The 19,595-nt window shown below is 57.8% G+C and carries 12 protein-coding genes and 1 tRNA gene; 10 read left to right on the forward strand and 3 right to left on the reverse strand.

Going from position 1 to position 19,595, the window contains the following annotated elements:
- Positions 1-359: 359 nt before the first annotated feature.
- Entirely contained in the window at positions 360-2,486 is a 2,127-nt protein-coding gene (gene flhA, locus B2M20_RS03360) for a flagellar biosynthesis protein FlhA (protein ID WP_079445690.1), read from the reverse strand.
- A gap of 648 nt (positions 2,487-3,134) precedes the next feature.
- Between flhA and B2M20_RS03365 the strand changes: the two genes are divergently transcribed.
- Positions 3,135-3,210, forward strand: a tRNA-Ile gene (locus B2M20_RS03365).
- 636 nt (positions 3,211-3,846) lie between these two features.
- Positions 3,847-4,239 (forward strand): transposase, encoded by a 393-nt coding sequence (locus tag B2M20_RS03370; protein WP_079445691.1) that lies wholly within the window; start codon positions 3,847-3,849, stop codon positions 4,237-4,239.
- A gap of 47 nt (positions 4,240-4,286) precedes the next feature.
- Here B2M20_RS03370 and B2M20_RS03375 read toward each other — a convergent pair whose 3' ends face one another.
- Complete coding sequence (locus B2M20_RS03375; RefSeq protein ID WP_079445692.1) at positions 4,287-4,946, reverse strand: ParA family protein; 660 nt, start codon at positions 4,944-4,946, stop codon at positions 4,287-4,289.
- Between the two features lie 433 nt (positions 4,947-5,379).
- On the opposite strand from B2M20_RS03375, the gene B2M20_RS20515 reads away from it, so the two are divergent.
- The 7 genes from B2M20_RS20515 (at position 5,380) to B2M20_RS03410 (ending at position 16,677) form a co-directional block, all read left to right on the forward strand.
- A complete protein-coding gene (locus tag B2M20_RS20515) occupies positions 5,380-6,573 on the forward strand; it encodes a calcium-binding protein (protein WP_079445693.1) in 1,194 nt (397 codons plus the stop codon).
- A 190-nt stretch (positions 6,574-6,763) separates the two neighbouring features.
- A complete protein-coding gene (locus B2M20_RS03385) occupies positions 6,764-7,390 on the forward strand; it encodes a class I SAM-dependent methyltransferase (protein WP_087881100.1) in 627 nt (208 codons plus the stop codon).
- 366 nt (positions 7,391-7,756) lie between these two features.
- The gene (locus B2M20_RS03390; protein ID WP_079445778.1) at positions 7,757-9,991 is read left to right on the forward strand and encodes a peptidase domain-containing ABC transporter; all 2,235 of its coding nucleotides are present in this window, start codon (positions 7,757-7,759) and stop codon (positions 9,989-9,991) included.
- Positions 9,981-11,330, forward strand: a complete 1,350-nt coding sequence (locus B2M20_RS03395) for an HlyD family type I secretion periplasmic adaptor subunit (protein WP_079445694.1) — start codon at positions 9,981-9,983, stop codon at positions 11,328-11,330. The genes B2M20_RS03390 and B2M20_RS03395 overlap by 11 nt, the downstream gene beginning before the upstream one ends.
- The gene (locus tag B2M20_RS03400) at positions 11,330-13,369 is read left to right on the forward strand and encodes an SEL1-like repeat protein (RefSeq protein WP_079445779.1); all 2,040 of its coding nucleotides are present in this window, start codon (positions 11,330-11,332) and stop codon (positions 13,367-13,369) included. Before B2M20_RS03395 ends, B2M20_RS03400 begins: the two co-directional genes overlap by 1 nt.
- A gap of 546 nt (positions 13,370-13,915) precedes the next feature.
- Entirely contained in the window at positions 13,916-15,739 is a 1,824-nt protein-coding gene (locus B2M20_RS03405; RefSeq protein WP_244553405.1) for a glycoside hydrolase family 99-like domain-containing protein, read from the forward strand.
- Positions 15,740-15,753: 14 nt separating this feature from the next.
- Positions 15,754-16,677: a glycosyltransferase family 2 protein gene (locus B2M20_RS03410; protein WP_079445696.1), complete on the forward strand. Its 924-nt coding sequence runs from the start codon at positions 15,754-15,756 to the stop codon at positions 16,675-16,677.
- Positions 16,678-16,842: 165 nt separating this feature from the next.
- On the opposite strand, the gene B2M20_RS03415 is transcribed toward B2M20_RS03410, so the two are convergent.
- Positions 16,843-18,006: a glycoside hydrolase family 71/99 protein gene (locus tag B2M20_RS03415; RefSeq protein ID WP_079445697.1), complete on the reverse strand. Its 1,164-nt coding sequence runs from the start codon at positions 18,004-18,006 to the stop codon at positions 16,843-16,845.
- A 258-nt stretch (positions 18,007-18,264) separates the two neighbouring features.
- Between B2M20_RS03415 and B2M20_RS03420 the strand changes: the two genes are divergently transcribed.
- The gene (locus B2M20_RS03420) at positions 18,265-19,509 is read left to right on the forward strand and encodes a glycosyltransferase family 92 protein (RefSeq protein ID WP_079445698.1); all 1,245 of its coding nucleotides are present in this window, start codon (positions 18,265-18,267) and stop codon (positions 19,507-19,509) included.
- Positions 19,510-19,595 lie beyond the last annotated feature (86 nt).

Here is a 19,595-nt window from a genome sequence, read left to right on the forward strand (position 1 = left end):
GCCGGTCATCCCATGAGCCGGCTCGATCAGCTCTTGCCATGGAACTGGCGCCCGGCAACTATCCTCAACTAAGATAACGTGTCAGGAATAGACGCTTACCATAATCTCGCGCCCTTAGAACGTAGGAATCGACACCAATGTTCCGAAGGGTTGATCACAAAGTGGTGAAAAGGTGTGAAGATGCGCGATCATTGACCCGGCCTAATATGGGGAAATGGATAAATTGTGCAAATACATCAGCATTTTAACGTTAAACTGCGCTCGCGGCGCGTCCCGACGGGGCCGGCACAGGCTGGAGATAAACCAGTTGTCTGGTGCCAAAATGCCGCATTAAGAGCGGCGTGATTCGAGCAGCGTGATCAGATGCTGCCGACCGTCTTGAGCCGGGCCCGGGGATGGATTTCGGCCTGCGATAGAACAGAGGTCTGGGCGCGGAAACGCTCGACCAGCGAGCGGACGAACGGCCGGATTGCGGCCGAGGTTACCAGCACCGGCGCTTCGCCTTCCCGGGCGGCCTGTTCGAAGCGGTCGCGCACCGCGGCCATAAATTCTGATAACTTTGACGGCTGCATCGCAAGGCTGCGTTCCTCGCCCTGGCCGATGATGGAGTCGGCAAAGGCCTGTTCCCATTTGGCCGACAGTGCGACCAGTGGCAGGTAACCGTTGACGGAAGTGTTTTGGGCGCAGATTTGACGCGCAAGGCGGGCACGCACGTGCTCGACCAGCGTCGCCGGGTTGCGCGAGAAGGCCAGCGCTTCGGCGATGCCTTCGAGGATAGTGGATAAATCGCGGACGGAAATGCGCTCGGCGAGCAGGAGCTGCAGCACGCGCTGGATGCCGGATATCGTGATCTGGCCTGGAACAATGTCCTTGATTAGCTCGCCCTGTTCCTTCGGTAGATCCTTCAGAAGTTTTTGCACTTCGCCGTAAGAGAGCAGATCCGACATGTTGGTCTTGAGCAGTTCAGTGAGGTGGGTCGAAACGACGGTCGCGGCATCGACCACGGTATAGCCTTTCAGTGAGGCCTCCTCCTTGAGCGAGGCATCCACCCATGTTGCCGGCAGTCCGAAGGTCGGTTCGGTGGTGTGAATGCCGGGAACCCCGACCTGATCGCCGGCAGGATCCATCACCATGTACTGGTTCGGCCAGATACGACCCGAGCCGGCGTCGACCTCTTTGATCTTGATGATGTAGGTGTTGGCCTCTAGCTGCACGTTGTCGAGAATCCGCACCGCCGGCATCACGAATCCCATCTCGATCGCGAGCGAGCGGCGCAGCGCTTTGATCTGCTCGGTGAGGCGATCCTGGCCATCCGGGCCGTTGACCAGCGGCAACAGCGCATAACCCAGTTCGATCTTCAGATCGTCGATCTTCAGCGCCGCCGAGATCGGCTCTTCCGCACTCGGGGGGGCGACCGCGGCGTCGGACGCCGCCGCCGCCATGGCTGCCGCCGCCGCGACGCTTTGGCGTTTTCGCGAACTCCAGGCAAGCGCCGCCGCTCCGCCGCCGAGCGCGACAAACGGCAGCATCGGAATGCCGGGTAGCAGACCCAGCACCAACATTACCCCGGCTGACATACCAAGCGCTTGCGGATAGCCGGAGAGCTGCTTCATCAGCGCCTTGTCGGCGGCGCCGGTGACGGCAGCTTTGGAGACCAGAAGGCCCGCGGCGGTGGAGACGATGAGTGCGGGAATCTGTGTCACCAGTCCGTCGCCGACGGTGAGCAGCGTGTAGCTGCGCGCGGCGTCGGCGAAGCTCAGGCCCTCCTGCGCAATGCCGATGACCATGCCGCCGATGATGTTGATGAAGACGACGAGCAGGCCGGCGACCGCATCCCCCCGCACGAACTTCGAGGCGCCGTCCATGGCGCCGAAGAAGCCGCTTTCATCTTCCAGCGCCTTGCGGCGTTCCTTGGCGGTCTTTTCGTCGATGAGGCCGGCGGAGAGGTCGGCATCGATCGCCATCTGCTTGCCGGGCATGGAGTCGAGCTGAAAGCGCGCCGCCACCTCGGCGATGCGGCCCGAACCCTTGGTGATGACCACGAAGTTCACGATCACCAGGATCGCGAACACGATGATGCCGATCACGAAGTTGCCGCCCATCACGAAGTTGCCGAAGGCCTCGATGACGTGGCCGGCGGCGGCCGAGCCTTCATGCCCGTGCGACAGGATCAGCCGTGTTGAGGCGAGGTTGAGCGACAGCCGCAGCATGGTCGCAATCAGCAGCACGGTCGGGAAAGAGGAGAATTCCAGCGGCGCCTGGATGAACAGGGACGTCATCAGGATCAGGATTGACAGCGTGATCGAGATCGCCAGAAAGAGGTCGAGGATGATCGACGGCAGCGGAAGAATCAGGACGACAAGGATCGTCAGGATGCCGAAGGCGAGCGCGAGATCGCCGCGCTTCAGCATGGTCCCGATCTCGCCAAAACTCGGAAAACCCGAGCCTGGCGAATTTGCGCCCTGATTCGCCGTGATGCCCCTCATCCTCCCCGTCTCCACCCACGCCCAAGGCCGCTCCCGCGCGCCGATCGTCTGCGCGGCGGCTGAGGCGGCTCCATTTTGAAGTAAGGCGCCGCCCTGGCGTTCATTGGGGGCGATGCCGTTCTGAGCGGCTGACGACGCGCGGTCCCCTAGGCAAAATTTGCCCTGTGTATGGTTAGCAAAGAGTTAAGACGCCCTCGTTGCGTCTGGTTCTGTCACTTCCGATGCCGCTAGGTCTCGTGGTCGCTGGTGACCGCTGGAACGATGTCTTTTGGCCGGTGCCCAGACAGAACGTGTTCTTTCGGCGCCGCCGTCCCGGTCCGCATCGGGCCTGTACGCTCGCAACCAGCTAATAAGGTCATCGAAATAAAGGTCATCGAGATGTCCGGTTCGCGAAGCAGCGTCAAAAATCCGCTTGATAAGACCTACGAACCCGCCTGATGCCTGCCTCAGTCCCACATCTTCGGTGGAACGCGTGCCACTTCTAGCGCGGTGGTCACGGAGAGGAGGAAATGCGCGCTCCGATCTGGCGCGCGTGCTCCGTATCGCGCTCGAAGCCACCCAAAGCCCTGACCGCCGATTGCCGCGCGGCACATGACATTGTAAGGGGATGCCTGCGCCGGCGGCGGTTGCACACGCGACGTCCGGCCGGGGCCTGTAGCTCAATGGTTAGAGCCGGCCGCTCATAACGGTCTGGTTGGGGGTTCGAGTCCCTCCGGGCCCACCAGCAAATCAGGCATCTACACGAGCCTGCGAGACCTTCCGGCTCATGTGGCGCCAACGTGTATCAATTTTGCGCGAGTGCGACGAAGGCGGCGAGACGATCGGGCCGCGAATTCTCCTGCCGTTGCGCGGCCATCTGGCCTGATGCCCACAACATCTTTAGGTGCGAGATGCGGCGGGGCGACTGACATAGCTGGACAATGTCCCCGCACAATGCACGGCACAAAGATGCCGACCTGTTCGTCAGCCCCAGAAGCTGGTTACAAATCGAATCTGTGAGGTTTGATAGGTAGTTCCGCTGTGACGACTGCAGCCGCCTTACAGAATGAACGCGGAACGCAAGATAGGAAAGATAGGATCGACCACAGACCATGGCGCCCGTGCTCTGAAGAAGTGATACGCCCGATCGCGGTCCTCGTGGGTATCTCGCCATATGATAGCAATCGGAGATCGAAACAGATGGTTTTGGTTTTACGTTGCACTGCAGCTAACACGAAAGGCTAACGCGCGCGGAGCTTGATCCTGTGGCGCTCGGCTGTCATATATTTATTTGTCCATTTTATCGTTGTGAAGTTGTTCGCAAAATGAGATTTACATTTGGTTTTATTCCCTGTCATCGAAGCCGCATCCAGGTAGGAAGATGAAGAAGCATTCGCGGGAGGAAATTCTTTCGAAGCTTGCCCGGGCAGACGAGCTTGCCCGCACGGGCAATTCCCAGGTCGATGTGTGCAAGGCGCTTGGTGTGAGTGTCATGACCCTTCATCGGTGGAGGAAACTGCCTCTGCCAAGGCAAGAAGCAAATGTTTTTCAGGACAATGCAGGAGAAGGTGTGGCGTCTGCCAGACCTCCGGCGATGGATCAGATGCGTCATGTTCTGGAGGAGCTTAAACTCGAGAACCAGCGGCTTCGAAAGATCGTCACGGATCTCTTGCTAGAGAAAATGAGGCTTGAGGAAGCCGCGGTTACGGCATCGTCTCGTCCGTCGGAGACGCAAGGTGTGCAGGCCCTGCTTGGTCCAGCCAATTCCAGATAGCTGTCCTTGGAAGGGAAAGAAGTGTCTCTCTGCGAGTGCGGAGTTACCTATTCCTCTTGGTCGGTCCGTTCGATTGCGTCCGCTAGTTCTTGGATTTCCCGATCAGCGTTATCTCCGGGCACGAAGCTTGTTACCGATTGACCGCTAGTGAAGCAACGAACGAAGGCGGCGCGGCTAGCGATCGGCGGCCCGACCGCTTCACCGAATGTATTTAACTCGTCGAGCAGTTGCCTTCCCTCGAGCGTGCGGCGATCGAGCCTGTTCGGCACCAGGATCACCTTGATTCGATCCCGGCGGCGTTCCCGTGCTGCGTTAATGATCGCAAGAGTCTGAAGCGTTGCATCGAGGTCAAGGCCGGACGGGGTGCAGGGTACCAAAATCAGATTGGCCACAGCGATGGAGGCCCCCATTTCTCGAGCGTTGGGAGCGGTGTCGATGACGATCACCCCAGCTTCAATGCTGCGCACTTCCTGCGCCCAGGCGGAGACTGACATTTGCTCCAAGGCCATTTCATAGACCGGGAATTCGAGATTGCCGGGCTCCGCCCACTGTGAGGCGGAACGTTGAGGGTCGCTGTCGACAAGCGCAACGTCATGTCCCCGGCGCGCGAGCGCAGCGGCGACACAGACCGCGATGGTGGTTTTGCCGACACCGCCTTTGCGCTGAGTAACGGTTATAATTCTCCGTCTCAGTCCGTGAGAGCTCATGCGGGCGCCACGATAACAAATTCTCACATTTTCCGGTAAAAGCATCTGCCGACGTTACCATTTCTTGACCGAAAATCACAATTGGCTGGCCGGTCAGGGTTTAATAGTGGTCCGTCCTTCTGATTTTATGCATGCCTAGTGGGCGAATCCGACCCAGATTAGGGAAATCGGCTCGGTAAAGCACGCAGGTATCCGGCTGATGGGCCGACGATCTCAGTCGAATCTAAGTTAAGGGGACGTAATTTGATCCTTGACTTGCGCGATCTGGTGCCTCTAACATAGACATAACAATCGAGAGGTGACATAACATTTATATGTTATGCGAGCCCCGGGTCGGCTCAGGACTAGCACATTCGAACTGCAGTATATTGGTGTCGATTGGCGTCGACTGAATATCTGCTTTCGTCATGAAAAAATCCAGCCAGAGGACGCCATGGCCGTTTCCTATTTGACGAAGACCGAGTTAGGTGAGTTTCTCCATAATAACGGGAACATCGAGGCGGGCGTACGATCGGCGTTGATCGATTCGCTCGAGCAAAGCGGTGTGTTTAACGAGGGCGACAACAGTGCGAGGGGATGGTTGGAGTCAGGGCCGTTCGCCGGCGGGGCGGTGCCGCCGGTGGTCCAGATTCTGGACGTATCCAACTCGACAAGCGTCCAGACGAATCCGAATCTGAAAGCGATTGTCCTGGACGACCACAGCGCCAGACTGAACGTGACCGGCGGGGATAACGACATCTTTGTCGCCGCAGGCAGAGGTAATGATACGATCAACCTTCGCGATAGCGGTGACGATACGGTCTACGGTGGAGGCGGCAACGACGTCATCCGCGGAGGCCATGGCGACAGCTCGCTATTCGGCGGTGCCGGCAATGACAGCATTTACGGCGGCACCGGCAATGACACGCTGGACGGCGGCGCCGGCAACGACCTCCTGGTATCTGGTGCGCTGGCCGGCGGCGGCGGGGGTGGCGGCGGCGGTAACGCGCGCGTTGCCAGCGCCGACGACAGCACCTTCGGGGATAATGATCGCGGCCGCGGCCGTGACGGCGGTCGTGGAGATGATCGCGGCGGCGGTCGCGGAGATGACCGTGACGGCGGTCGTGGAGATGACCGTGGCGGTGGTCGCGGAGATGGCCATGGCGGCGGTCGCGGAGACGACCATGGTGGCGGTCGCGGAGATGACCATGGCGGGGGTCATGGTCATGGCGGCGGTGGCAATAATGGTGGCAATAATAATGATGTGGAAGGACACAGCACGCTTATAGGCGGCGCTGGGAATGACACACTGGTTGGCGTGCAGGGCGACGTCATGCAAGGCGGTGCGGGCAACGACCACTTCAGGCTGTCCGGTGGTGGAGATGGCAATTCCACGCTGGAAGGCGGAGGTGGCAATGACACCTTCCGGATCGAATCGCATAGCGGCAGCGATACCATCTTCGGCGGCAACGGTAACGACTCCGCCGAGTTCGTTGGTCGTTCGTTCTTCGATGTTGCCAAGATCGACGTCGATGAGAGCACGTCGACCTACACCCTGCACTTCAACGATGAGCAGACTGTTGCGGTCAACGGAGTTGAGGAGTTGCACTTCAGCGATCAGGTCGTCACGCTGCCGAAACTCTCATAGTTCGGACGGAAGCACAGGATTGTTAAGGCCCCGCTTCGGTGGGGCCTTAATTTTTGTGATGCAAAGACATCCCACGGGGCCGCTCGTGCCTTTGTGAAGCCACATCGATAGTGTCATGGTCATAGATCGCTGGAGCGGTATTGTTCTAACTTTTTTCCGATAGCTCCGATCGGAACGCCAGGAGCCGATGTTGCCCCGAGGTATCAAGCGCTTGCTCAACGCGGGCTCCGGCCCCGGGTCTGCCCGACGAATCGCTCGAATGATTCACGAGCGAGGACTGGAAGAATTACGTTTCGATATCGATCCGAGTGTGCAACCCCACGTCGTCGGCTCTATCCTCGAACTTGAAACGTCGTTCGAGCCACAATCGTTTGATGTGATATGGTCGTCACACGTCCTTGAGCATCTCTATGCTCACGAGATCTTTCCCACGCTGCGCCAGTTCCATCGCGTCCTGCAACCGGACGGCTTTGCCCTGATCATGAGCCCTGATGTCGAAGCGGTGGCTCATTTTATAGTCGAGCAAGGTATTGCGGCGGTCGCCTACAATTCTCCTGCAGGTCCGATCAGGCCGCTCGATATGCTTTACGGCCATTCCCGGGCCATCGAGGAAGGACACCTGCATATGGCCCATCGCACCGGCTTTACCGCAGAGCGACTCGGCAATCTGCTATTGACGGCCGGCTTCCCGACCGTGTCGGTCTCAATGCAGAACTTCGAGGTTTGCGCGCTGGCGTTGATGCCCGAGGCCGATGATGCAGCCATCAAGACAGCTTTATTAGGAAGCGGGTTTAATTTTCAGGAGCTGGCGGCTTAGTCCGGCGCGGAGCGGCCATGCACGGATGCTTTTGCATGGTGGTTCAGAAGAACCCGTTGCATTTTCGGCAGTCCAATTTTGAACCCGACCAATCGAAGCATACGATAGCGAATTCCCGGGAAAGGGATGCTGGCCCAGCGCCCTAATACAAAGCGGGACACCCTGGAGCGGGACGTCGGCCCTTTAATGCCGGACTCTGCCGGCCGATGAATGCGGGCAATTGCCGCCTCAACGCCGCCGCATCTCTTGAAATGTTCGTGTTTTCGTCACTTTCATTATATGTAATGTTATTAATGAGAGGTCATTATCACTCGCTTGATGGCAGGGATGGCCTATCATGAATTGCAACAGACAGAGCGAGACTTCATGATCGCGCTAGCCGTCGCCGAGGATGCCGATATCGATCCGATGCTGCCGTCTGGGCTCGAATGCCTGGTCATTGTCGCTCGGCAGCACGGGCTGGATCTCACCCCGACGCAGCTCATCAAGGATAATCTTCTTACCGAAGGGGAAGTGTCTTCCAGCCAGTTGGTCCGCTGCGCCGAACAGGCCGGCATGCGATCGAAGCACGTCAAACTCGATTGGGACGGGCTTTCCCATCTGAAAAAGGCGCTTCCGGCCATTGTCGGCCTCCGCAATGGAAGCTTCATGGTGTTGCTGGGCGTAACTGGAGACGCCAACAATACGCGCATCGCGCTGAGGGATCCAAACGCCGCGGAAGACGCGCTGCTCGTGATCGACAGGCTTCGCTTCGAAGACATCTGGTCCGGGGACGTCATTCTCGCCAAGCGAAACTACGAAATCTCGGATGAATCGCAGCCGTTCAGTTTCGGTCTCGTGGTCGCATTGATGTTTCGCGAGCGTCGCATTGTTCGGGACGTCGCAATCGCTGCGCTGGTCCTCGGCCTTCTGGGCCTCGCGCCTATCATGTTTTGGCGCCTGCTGTCGGACAAGGTGATCTTCTATCACGCGTACAATACCTTCTACGTGCTCTGCGTCGCGATGCTGGTCATCATCGCCTTCGAGGCGACGTTCGCGTTCCTCAGGCAAGTCCTTGTTCATCGCCTGACGACCAGGCTTGACGTCAAGTTGTCCACCTATGTTTTCGAAAAGGTCCTCAATCTTCCCATCGACTATTTCGAGCAGACCGCCGTCGGGCTCGTCGCGCGCGACATCCGCGAGGTGTTCCGCATTCGCTCGTTCCTGATGGGTCAGTTATTCGGAACGGTACTGGATTCAACGACGCTGATCTTCTTCCTGCCGATCATGTTTTTCTTCAGCCCGACAATGACTTTGATAGTCTTGGCGTTCTCGGCGATGATCGTCGGGTGGCTTATTCTGATGCTGCCGACTTACCGCAAGGCGTCGAACGCCGTCCTGGTCGCGGAAGGCGATCAGGGTGCGTTTCTGGTTCAAACGCTCAACGGCATTCGGACGGTGAAATCGCTGGCGCTCGATTCGCGGCAGCGTCATTTCTGGGACGTGCTGGTGGCACGTGTCGCCAAGGCGCGGCTCGCGGAAGGAATGACCGGAAACGCGATCCAGGCGGTGGTGCGCCCACTGGAGCGGCTGTCGGTGAGCGGTTCTTATGCGATCGGCGTTTATCTCGCGCTTATCAACGATGATCCGGTTTTCATCGGGGCATTGTTTGCCTTCCTGATGCTGTCGCAGCGGGTATCCGCCCCGTTGATGCAGATGGCGCAGTTGATCAATCAATATGACGAAGCGCGTAGCGCGGTCGCAACGGTCCGCAACCTCGTGAACCAGCCCCCCGAGGAGGGACGTTCCGGGCATGGCGTTCGCTCCGCGATCGAGGGGAAAGTGGAGTTTTCCAACGTCACCTTCAGGTATAAAGGCGCTGTCTCGCCAACGCTGAACGGCGTTTCCTTTGAAGTAACCAGGGGAACTACGCTTGGCGTGATGGGTAAGAGCGGCTCCGGCAAGACCACGATCACGCGACTCTTGCAACGATTGCATTCCGATTATGACGGGCTGATCAAGATCGACGGAATCGACGTTCGCGAATACGACGTCGATCACCTGCGCAGGAACGTCGGCATCGTGCTGCAGGAAAACTTTCTCTTTAGCGGGACGATTCGCGAGAATATCTGCGCAGCCGTGCCGGATGCCACCTTTGACGACGTCGTCAAGGCGGCGCGATTGGCGGGCGCGGAGGAATTCATCGACAAGTTGCCGCGGGGTTATGAAACCCGTGTCTATGAGGGATCGCCCAACCTCTCCGGAGGGCAACGCCAGCGGCTTGCGATTGCGCGAGCGCTGATCGTCGATCCGCCGGTTCTCATCCTTGATGAGGCGACGAGCGCGCTCGACGCCGACAGCGAGGCCATCGTGAACGGCAACATCGCGCGGATAGCGAATGGCCGGACGCTGATCATCATCTCCCACCGGCTGTCGTCGCTAACAAAAGCGGATGCCATCCTTGTGCTCAACCGCGGGGTTGTTGACGATCTCGGGCGGCACGCGGAGTTGCTGGAGCGGAACGACATCTACAGTTCGCTTTGGTACCAGCAGAACACGCATCTCGCGCCGACGGTCCGCAGTGACAGGCCTAAACTTCGGAGCCCGACCCTTGTCCCATAGCCAGGTTTCGCTGGCGACCGTTCGCCAATTTCAGTCGGAGACCGATGCAATCCGGGAGGCCGCCGAACCCCTGGTCGCGCGCGCCACCTTGTTCGTGCTTTCCGCGTTCCTGGTTTCGATTATCGTGATCCTGTGCCTGACGCGGGTCGACCGTGTCATCACCAGCCTTAGCGGCAATATCGTGCCGCTCGGTCATGTCAATGTCTTGCAGGCGCTGGATCCCTCGATCATCAAGACGATCGACGTGCGCGAGGGCGAGCAGGTGGAACGGGGGCAGCTGCTCGCCACGCTCGACTCGACCTTCACGTCCGCGGACCTGATGCAGGCGAAGTTGCAGATCGCGAGCCTTGAGACCCAAGTGGCGCGCGATGAGGCCGAGCTGAAGCAGCAGCCGCTCGTATTTGCCGACAAGTCGGATCCCGACTACCAGAAATACGCGGGCCTGCAGAAGGCGCTCTACGGTCAGCGCGTGGCTCAATATAACGCCCAGCTCAACAGCTTCGAATCAAAGATCAGGGAGACCAAGGCGACGATTGAAAAGCTGCGCGACGACGATGCTCGCTATCGGCAGCGCGACGAGATCCTGGCGAAAATCGAAACTATGCGCACCACGCTCGCCGAACGCGGCACCGGATCGCAGCTCAACATGTACATCTCCCAGGACGCCCGGCTGGAATTATTACGGACGCTGGAAAATGCACACAATGGCCTGATTGTGGCGCAGAATTCACTGGGATCGATAACCGCCGATCGCGACGCATTCAAAGAGCAGTGGTTTGCGCAACTGAGTCAGGATCTGGTGACGACGCGCAACAAGCTCGATGAAGCAAGGGCGACCTATGAGAAAGCGCTCAAGCACCAGAATCTCGTGCGCTGGACGGCTGCCGAACCCTCGGTGGTGCTGACGATGGCAAGGCTCTCGGTCGGTTCGGTCCTCAAGCCGGGAGATCCCTTCATCACGCTCATGCCGATCGACATCAAGCTTGAAGCGGAAATCAGGATCGCTTCTCGCGATATTGGGTTCGTTCAGGCTGGCGATCCCTGCACCATGAAGGTCGATGCCTTCAATGCGGCGGAGCATGGTACGGCGAGCGGAAAGGTGCGTTGGATTAGCGAGGGCGCGTTCACCACGGACGATGACGGCAAGCCACTCAACTATACTTATTACAAGGCGCGGTGCTCGGTTGACACCTCCGATTTCAAGGACGTGCCGAGTAATTTTCGTCTGATTCCCGGCATGACCCTTCAGGGGGACGTCAATGTCGGAACCCGCTCGGTCGCGATGTATCTGCTCGGCGGAATGTTGAAGAGCTTCCACGAGGCGATGCGTGAACCATGATGCTTTCATCTAGATCGCTTTTACAGTGGTTGCGCCCCGCTTCTGCATCTTCTCGAGCTGGTGCTTTTGAGTGTGGAATGGCTGCGTATGAGCGTGGCCAGTATCTTGAATCGATCAAGCACTGGAAGCTGGCGTCGGAGACAGGCGAGGCCGAGGCCGCCTACCGGATAGGAATGCTTTATGTAAAAGGCGAAGGGGTCGTCAGGAGCGTACCCGATGCCGCCATCTGGTATGAGCGTGCAGCGCGGCTCGGCAACGTCGAAGCGCAGTTTCAGCTCGGCCTGATCTTTCTACAGGGGGAAAAGCCGCTGCTGGGTCCGCATCGCCACGAAACATGGCGCCAATCCTCGGCCGTACGTCTCGGCGACAAGGCGTCGAATATTCACCAGCTTGTGTTTCCGCATGGAACGAGTGTTGAGCGGAATATTGACGCTGCTTTCCATTGGATATCGGTCGCGGCGGAAAGAGGCAAAGCCGAGGCGCAGACGGTCCTTGGCAACATGTATAGCGAGGGGCTCGGCTGCGAGAAGAATCTCCAGATAGCGTTCGCATGGTATGGAGTTGCGGCCGAGCAGAACTGCGCCGCGGCAGAATTCGCTCTTGGCGATATCTATTTCCAAGGCAAAGGGGTTCCCGTCGATTTCGAACAGGCGGCAGCCTGGTATCGCAACGCGGCCGGGCAGGATCATGTAAGAGCGCAGGTTGCGCTCGCGTTCATGAACCTGAAGGGCACGGGGATGCCGGAGAACCCTGCGGAAGCGGCCCGCCTGTTCCAGGGCGCGGCCATGCACGACGATGTCATCGCGCTCTATAACATCGGCCTGTTGCGCTTGAAGGGCCATGGTGTTGCGAAGGATATCGACAGGGCCGAAACCGCGCTGCGCAAGGCGGCGCGCAAGGACTACTATCCGGCGGTTCAGGCGTTGGCGGAATTCTATTCGCACGGCGCAGCAGGTTTCGCGCCCGATCTGCGGGAGGCCGCGGTCTGGTATGAGAAGGCCGCCGAACGGGACGATGTGCAGGCGCAGTTCTTCATGGGTCGTTTCTATGCGACCGGAACCGGTGTCGGCCCGAATATCCGTCAGGCCGCAAGATGGTTTGAGCGCGCAGCCCGCAATGGTCACGCGACTGCCGCTTTCAACATCGCCATCTTCTACCTCAACGGCTCCGGCGTCGAACGTAACGTGGAAAGCGCGATTGAATGGTTTGAGCGCGCGTCCGAAGGCGGCATCAACGCCGCGCAATTGCAACTCGGAAGACTTTATTCGGCAGGCAATGGGGTTCCGCGCGATCAGAAACGGGCGAAAGAGTGGCTCAGCAAGGCCGCTGTGGGTGGGGACCCGGACGCCAAGACAGCCTATGCGCTTTTCCTGCTCCATCAGGACGGTTCGACCGAGCAGCTTGAGCAGGCTTGCGCGCTATTGATCGAGGCGGCTGAGGCAGATCACGCGCCGGCGGCATTCCAACTCGGCGTATTGCATATGGGAAAGTTTGGAGGGGACGCAGACGTCGAAGCTGCTGTCACATGGTTCGCGCGTGCCGCCGGCGCGGGGCATGTCGATGCGCAATATGCCCTTGGGCTTCTTCATCTCGATCCAAACGGTATGAGCGATGCGAAGGCTGCGGCGTCCTGGATGACGAAGGCCGCGCATGCAGGCCACGCCGGCGCGCAGTTTCAACTCGCCGTGTTGTATTGCACCGGCGCTGGCTTAGCCCAGGATATTGCGCAAGGGGCGCAGTGGTACGAAGCCGCCGCGCGACAGGGACACAAGGTTGCGCAGTTCAACCTCGCGGTGATGCTTGGAAAAGGGCAAGGCTGCGAGGCCGATCCCGGGAAGGCAGTTGAATGGTTCGAAAGAGCAGCTCAGCAGGATATGGCGGAAGCGCAGTTTGCGCTCGGCGACGCGTTGATGGCGGGAAGCGGCGTTACGAAAGATCAGGACGCGGCGGTGCAATGGTATCGCCGGGCAGCGAATCAAAACCATGAAGGTGCCCGGCGTCGTCTGGATGCGGTCGGCGTGACAACGGTCGATGGCTGAGCATCGCTCGCGATCAGGTTCGATCTTGAGGATTGAAAGCGGGACCATCCTTCTTCACGCAAGATCTCGCCGGCGGAATATGAGTGGCTTGTCTTCAGGCCTCGCCCGCGCGTGATGCGAGATCATGAGTCTAACAGGTCAGGGCTGTCAGGAGACCCGGGTACGATGAACAAGATTGCGGAGCGCGATGTTAGGAATGCGAAGAATACGCGACCCGTCGCCAGTCCTATTCCACATGAGGAAATTCTTCAAAGCTCGTTTCTGGATCCCGATCTCAGCGATCTGGAGTCAGGCGCGCGCCTGCGCGGGGCAATACTGGAGCATTCGGGCCGGGAAATTTCTGGCTGGATCGTCGATACGCGCTCGCCCACGGTATCTGTTTCTCTTTCTCTCTTTGTCGGTCCCCACGCGATCGAGGAGACGAGAACGGACCGCGCGGCTCCCGCCGGAATCGGCTCGGGAATGGCAATCGGCCGTCCCGGATTTCGTATCGATCTGGCGAACCCTGTCGCGCGTCGACGTCTGGCGCGCGCGCTCAGAAACACATTGGCGGACCCGGACCAGACACAGATCTATCTTCGCGTTCGTCTAGATGATGGAGAGTTTTTCGAGATCCCGCTCTTTGACGCCATCGCGCCCGATGACCTGGTCGTCGCGCTCGGATTTTCGCCCTCCGATTATACCGACCTGCTGATTCCCAATAACAACAGGCCTATCACACCTGATCCGGATCCCGCCGGCAAGCAGGTGCGTCATGTTTGTTTCTATCTCCCGCAGTTCCACTCGTTCGAGGAGAATGACAGATGGTGGGGACCCGGATTCACCGAATGGACCAATATCGCACGTATGCGCCCTCAGTTTCCTGCACATCAGTCTCCCTGGCTGCCGGCAGATCTGGGCTTTTATGACGTGAGATTGACGGAGACCCGCCGGCAACAGGCCGAGCTGGCTCGCCGCTACGGCATCCATGGCTTCTGTTACTACGTTTACTGGTTCCAGGGTCGCAGGCTGCTCGAACGGCCATTGCAGCTTCTTCTGGAGGATGGAGAGCCAGACCTGCCGTTCTGCATTTGCTGGGCGAATGAGAACTGGTCGCGCCGCTGGGACGGTTCGGATGCCGAGCTCCTGCTCGGACAGAATCACGCGTTGGAAGATGACGTTCGCTTTATCGACGATATGGCGGAGCTCCTGCTCGATGAACGCTATATCACGGTAGATGGTCGCAAGATCATCCTGATCTATCGGCCCTCGCTGTTGCCGGACAGGCAGAGGCTGTTTGAAACATGGCGCGCAAGAGCGAAGGAACTAGGTATCGGGGAAATTCTGATCTGTAACGCCATGACGTTCGGAGAGTTTGATCCACGCGACGTGAACTGCGATGCGGCAGTTGAGTTTCCTCCGCACACCGTCTCGACGACGGAGCAGCCGCTGTCCGAGCTGGGCGCGCCGGCGAACTTCACCGGAAAAGTTTACGACTATGTTGATGCCGTGCGCTCGTCTCTGGGTAAGACCTACGATTTTCCCTGCTTTCCGGCCGTCATGCCGCGCTGGGATAACACGCCCCGCAAAGGTTCACGCGGACACATCTTCAACAGATCGAGTCCGGAGGCGTTCGAGGTATGGCTGCGGGATGCTGCAGGGAGAGCAAGAAAGGGCCCGTTTGCGGAGCCGATTGTTTTCATCAACTCCTGGAATGAATGGGCCGAGGGAGCTCACCTGGAACCGGACTCGCGGTACGGTCGGGCGTTTCTGGAGGCAGTGAGAAGGGTGGCATCGTCCGAACCAATCTCGGCTCAGGTCCGTTCGAATCCGGATTTGCTGGACTGCCTGAGTCGGCAAGAGCTCGAGCAAGCGATGAAGGAGGCGAGTACCCACGTTCAATTGCTCGCTAACATTCATCGATCGGAGATGATCTATTCCGGCCTGCAACATATGCGAAGCGGGATTCCGGTTGAGGCCGAGGGCGCATCGGAAAATCCGGCGGAATCGTTGTTGGTCGTCGAAAACATTAATTCTCAAACGAACGAACGGGTGGTGGTGGACCCGCGATCGGTCGTGCTCGTGCGAGGATGGGTTTGTGCGGGCGGTTCCTTTGAGGCAAGCAAACACAGGATTGCCTTCCTCATCCTTCTCTCCACGGCCTCCGAAATGCCGGACCGAGACGGTTATTGTCTGGTCGTGGACTGGCATGAGCGGTTTGACGTCAAGGAATATATGAGAACGAAGAGCAGTGATTGCTATTTTGGTTTCCAGCTCTCCTTTCTCGTCCACGATCTTCCTGAAGGAGAGTACCAGATCGCGGTTCTGGAGGTAGGTGAGGGGAGTCGTGCGCTCATCAGATCGAATCATTCGATCATTGTTCGACGCTGAGCTGGGGAATCCGCATGTTGGCCAGCGTCGTCATCGCTTGCTACAAGCATGAAGCGTATATCGAAGAATGCCTGGAGACTGTCTATCGACAGAACTTCCCCGACGTTGAGCTCATTATCGTCGACGATCACTCGCCTGATAAGAGCTTCGAAATCGCGCAACGCGTTCTCAAAAAAAGATCCTTTGCCAAGCGCTTCGCATCTTGCTCGCTCCTGAAGAATCCTCTCAACCTCGGAGCGCCCGGCACCTGGAACAGGGCGTTGTCTCTCGCGAAGGGAGACATGATCTTCCTCCTGAATTCGGATGATGCATTTTCGAAAGATCGTATCCGGATATTTGCGAGCCAATATGAGAGAGAAAAGCTGTTTTTCGGCTTTTCGGCCGTTGAGCCAATCGATGAACGCGGCAGGCCGATAACAACCTATCAATTTCCGACGAGCCTTCGATACGCCATTGATCGCGGCCGAATAACGGGTTCTCCGTTATCCTGGATATTTTTGGATTCACAGGTCGCTGCCTCAAGCGGCAACTTCGTATTGAGCCGGGAATTGCTAAGGAAAATCGGGTTGCTGTCCGATCTGAAATACTGCCATGACTGGGAGTTCGCGCTACGTGCCGTAACGGTAGTCGAGCCCAAATATGTCGAATCGGATCGCTATATGTATCGGCTCCATTCGACGAATAGTTTTCGAAGCTTGAGCAAGGTGGCCGAACGCGAAACAAGGGCTTGCATGTCGTCGTACTGCACAAACGCGATAGCTCAACGACCGATCAACAGAGCTTGTCTGAGCCCCATAAACTTCGGAGATGCCTTCTACAGTTTTATCAAGCTACATCCGAACTTCAGCTATTGGTTAAAGCAGCTGTATGCTCCTTACCATCCTGACCATCGGACCGTGGACTGGAACGAATGGACGATGCCGCTCAAGTGGCGATGATGATCTCGGGCTGAATGAATCCAAAGCAACATGTTAGAGCGCTTTTCGAGCGAAGTAGATAACGGTTCGCGTGAAGAAAACGCGTCAGATCAAAACCATAAAGCCAGGCATCTAGGTCTGTCCGAAGTGAAAAGACTCGAGAGATTTCAACCCAGTTGAAACAGCTTAGCAGAGTTTAGGCTTGCGGCTCGGGACGGCTGTCTTCTTGAGAACTTGACGCAGCGCATCAAGACGGTCTGTCTGACAAGGCAGCGTCGGCATCAGCCAGCCGCCTTCATCGTTCTCGTTCCAGGCATAGATCAGCACGACGGGGGCCTGCTCACTCAATGGTAGAGCGGTGACCCAACCGAGAGCGCGTTCCAGATGATCGGCGAGCTCTTTCTTCGTCGGCGCTGTGAAGAAGTTCTCTATGCCTTCTCCTGGTTTCTGTTTTTTTTCCCATGGGACAGGATGTTCAATGCGAGGGCGGCGATCCCATCCCGTCATCACGGTCGGCACCACAGGCAGGTGACCATTACTGAGTTCGTTCCAGCCTCGCTCAGCAACTCGCGTAAGCTCGGCAAAAGATCCTCGGCCATTCCCTATCGTGAGCGCGTATGATCCGGTCGCATCCCCGCCGATATGTTTAGCTTCCCGCATCAAGAAATTCTGATCTCCGGCCAGCACGATGTAGGGATTAGCCAACCCCGCCTCGGTTGCGCTACTTCTAAACTTTTCGATTTGCTCTTTCAGACCCGCGACTCCTTTCCAGTTTCGTTCTATGGAGGCCGGCGCGATGAAACCCAGAAAATATAAAGGTCGGTCACCCGAGACTCGCAGGTAATTCCTGTCCGCCATGAGACCGATATGCTCTTGAGGCAAGGTTGTCGGCTTGTTGCGTGACCCCCACCGGTCAAGTTCGGTAAATAGACAATATCTGAGGCTATCACTCGCCGCGCTGGCTCTGAACTGATAGAGCGCCTTCGACATCGGATGGTTTGATCCGTAGGCAACGAAGGCCCAGTAATCGAGGCCGGCGAAGACGGCTTGACTTATCTCCTTGTCCATTTCCTCTGGCGTGATGGGAGGGAAAGAAAAAGGCTTCGGATCGTGGGCGGAGCTTTTGGCGAAAAATGGCGCTCGCCAACGATATTTCTCGGGCGATAGCGAGTTCTCGACTGCTTCAGTCGGCGCCGAACCCGGCGAATACCAGGCATCCCAGCGGATTGCTCCCACCAAAGGTCGGGGTTTCATCGCCGTTGCGGCGAAACTCTTGCGCCGGAAGATCGGCGTGATAGGCGGAACCAGGCTTGCCGCCAGCGAAGCGACAATCGTGCGTCGGGTCAACATGCGCGAACGCCTTCCGTCTGTAGTGAGTGTCAGGCTCGTTCATTCAACCATAACACTGCACAGCGGTATTCGTTAACTGATCTGTTGATTTTCCTCGAAAAGACCTTACAAAAATCTAGAATAGGCTTCACACGTGAATTGAACACTGCTCTGATCTGTTAAGATCATGCCGCAATCCGGCAAATCAAAGTCGGCTTCGCCGGAATTGGGAGCCGGTGTCAGGGTTTTTGAACAAGCCTGGAGCGCGACAGGGTGGGAATGGAAACTGCGACACTGACAAAATTCGGCTTGGACCTGGACGTCGATGCGCTCACGGCCAACGAGATCGAACCAAGATTGAAAGAGTTCTTTTCCGGCCGGATTGCCAATCCGAATCCGGAAGAACTGATGCAGTCGGTCAAGGAGCTGGAAGAGCAGTTTAGCGGGTACAGCGAGTATCAGTTCGCGAGAGCTGCGGTGCTGATGCAGGCGTGCGATTTTGCGCGAGCACGAGAGATTCTGACGCGTCTCGCGAGAGAACTGCCGTCCGATTCCCGTATCCTGCATCGACTTGCCGTAACCCATTTGAACATGGGTTCGGCCCAAGCGGCGCAAGATACCTATCTTGCCGCCTTGGCGGCTGCTCCCTCGAGCGAGAATCTCCGCCGGGAATTCGCTGGCCTTCTCCGAGTCATGGAGGCCAAGAAGCTGTATGCCGGCGTGAGCCGCAAGAAGCACAGATTATCTGTTGTTTGTGCGATCAAGAACGAAGCGGACGATCTGCTTGAGTGGCTGCATCTCCACAAGCTGGTCGGTGTTGATCATTTCTATTTGTACGACAACGAAAGTACCGACGAAACGCGAGCGATAATTGAATCCTTTCCTTGGCCGGACATGATCACCTACCACCATGTGAAAGGTGAGTTTGGACAAATACGCGCCTTTCATCACGCAATCGACAGCTATCGGAATAGCTCCGAATGGTGCGCGTTTATCGATGCCGACGAGTTTCTTTATCCCGTCGAGGGTAACAGCATCAGGGATGTTCTGGACGATATTCCCTCGGCGCCGGCTGTCGCGGTTCAATGGCTGAATTTCGGTTCCAATGGTCACGAGGCAAAACCACAAGGCCTCTGCATCGAGTCGTTTACGCGACGGGCTCCTGATGATTTTCCGGATCATTATGTGATGAAGTCGATCGTGCGCCCCGATGCGATCGTGGCCTATCTTCACCCCCATCAGTCGCTGGTATTGGGATGTTACGTCCAGGAGGACGGCGCCCCCGTTTTCCCGATCGGCGGCCGGTGCTCGGTTCCGAAGCGCAAGAAGCTGGCCATCAATCACTACTATACGAAATCTCGACAGCAGCTTTTGAAGAAGCGGGAGCGGGGGAGGCCTTTGGCGGAAGGTGACCCCGAGCGCATACGGGCGATGGAGTTCTTCACGCTCCGCGACCGCAATGACGTCGAGGATCTGACGATCCTGAAATTCCTGCCTGAGCTCAAGAAACTGGCTCATCGCTGAAAGTTACGATGCAGATGTAACGCACAGTACGCGCTGTATGCGAATTCAGTTCTGGTCCGAATTCGCCGGTTGCGGCGCGGGCACCG

It is taken from the genome of Nitrobacter vulgaris (genome assembly GCF_002028545.1).
Classification (GTDB): domain Bacteria; phylum Pseudomonadota; class Alphaproteobacteria; order Rhizobiales; family Xanthobacteraceae; genus Nitrobacter; species Nitrobacter vulgaris.

What these genes read in the sequence shown, in the direction of transcription:
- B2M20_RS03415 (WP_079445697.1), bottom strand. Translation starts at nt 18,006, where the DNA reads ATGTTGACCCGACGCACGATTGTCGCTTCGCTGGCGGCAAGCCTGGTT.
- B2M20_RS03420 (WP_079445698.1), top strand. Translation starts at nt 18,265, where the DNA reads ATGGAAACTGCGACACTGACAAAATTCGGCTTGGACCTGGACGTCGAT.
- B2M20_RS03410 (WP_079445696.1), top strand. Translation starts at nt 15,754, where the DNA reads ATGTTGGCCAGCGTCGTCATCGCTTGCTACAAGCATGAAGCGTATATC.
- B2M20_RS03370 (WP_079445691.1), top strand. Translation starts at nt 3,847, where the DNA reads ATGAAGAAGCATTCGCGGGAGGAAATTCTTTCGAAGCTTGCCCGGGCA.
- B2M20_RS03390 (WP_079445778.1), top strand. Translation starts at nt 7,757, where the DNA reads ATGATCGCGCTAGCCGTCGCCGAGGATGCCGATATCGATCCGATGCTG.
- B2M20_RS03400 (WP_079445779.1), top strand. Translation starts at nt 11,330, where the DNA reads ATGCTTTCATCTAGATCGCTTTTACAGTGGTTGCGCCCCGCTTCTGCA.
- flhA (WP_079445690.1), bottom strand. Translation starts at nt 2,486, where the DNA reads ATGAGGGGCATCACGGCGAATCAGGGCGCAAATTCGCCAGGCTCGGGT.
- B2M20_RS03375 (WP_079445692.1), bottom strand. Translation starts at nt 4,946, where the DNA reads ATGAGCTCTCACGGACTGAGACGGAGAATTATAACCGTTACTCAGCGC.
- B2M20_RS20515 (WP_079445693.1), top strand. Translation starts at nt 5,380, where the DNA reads ATGGCCGTTTCCTATTTGACGAAGACCGAGTTAGGTGAGTTTCTCCAT.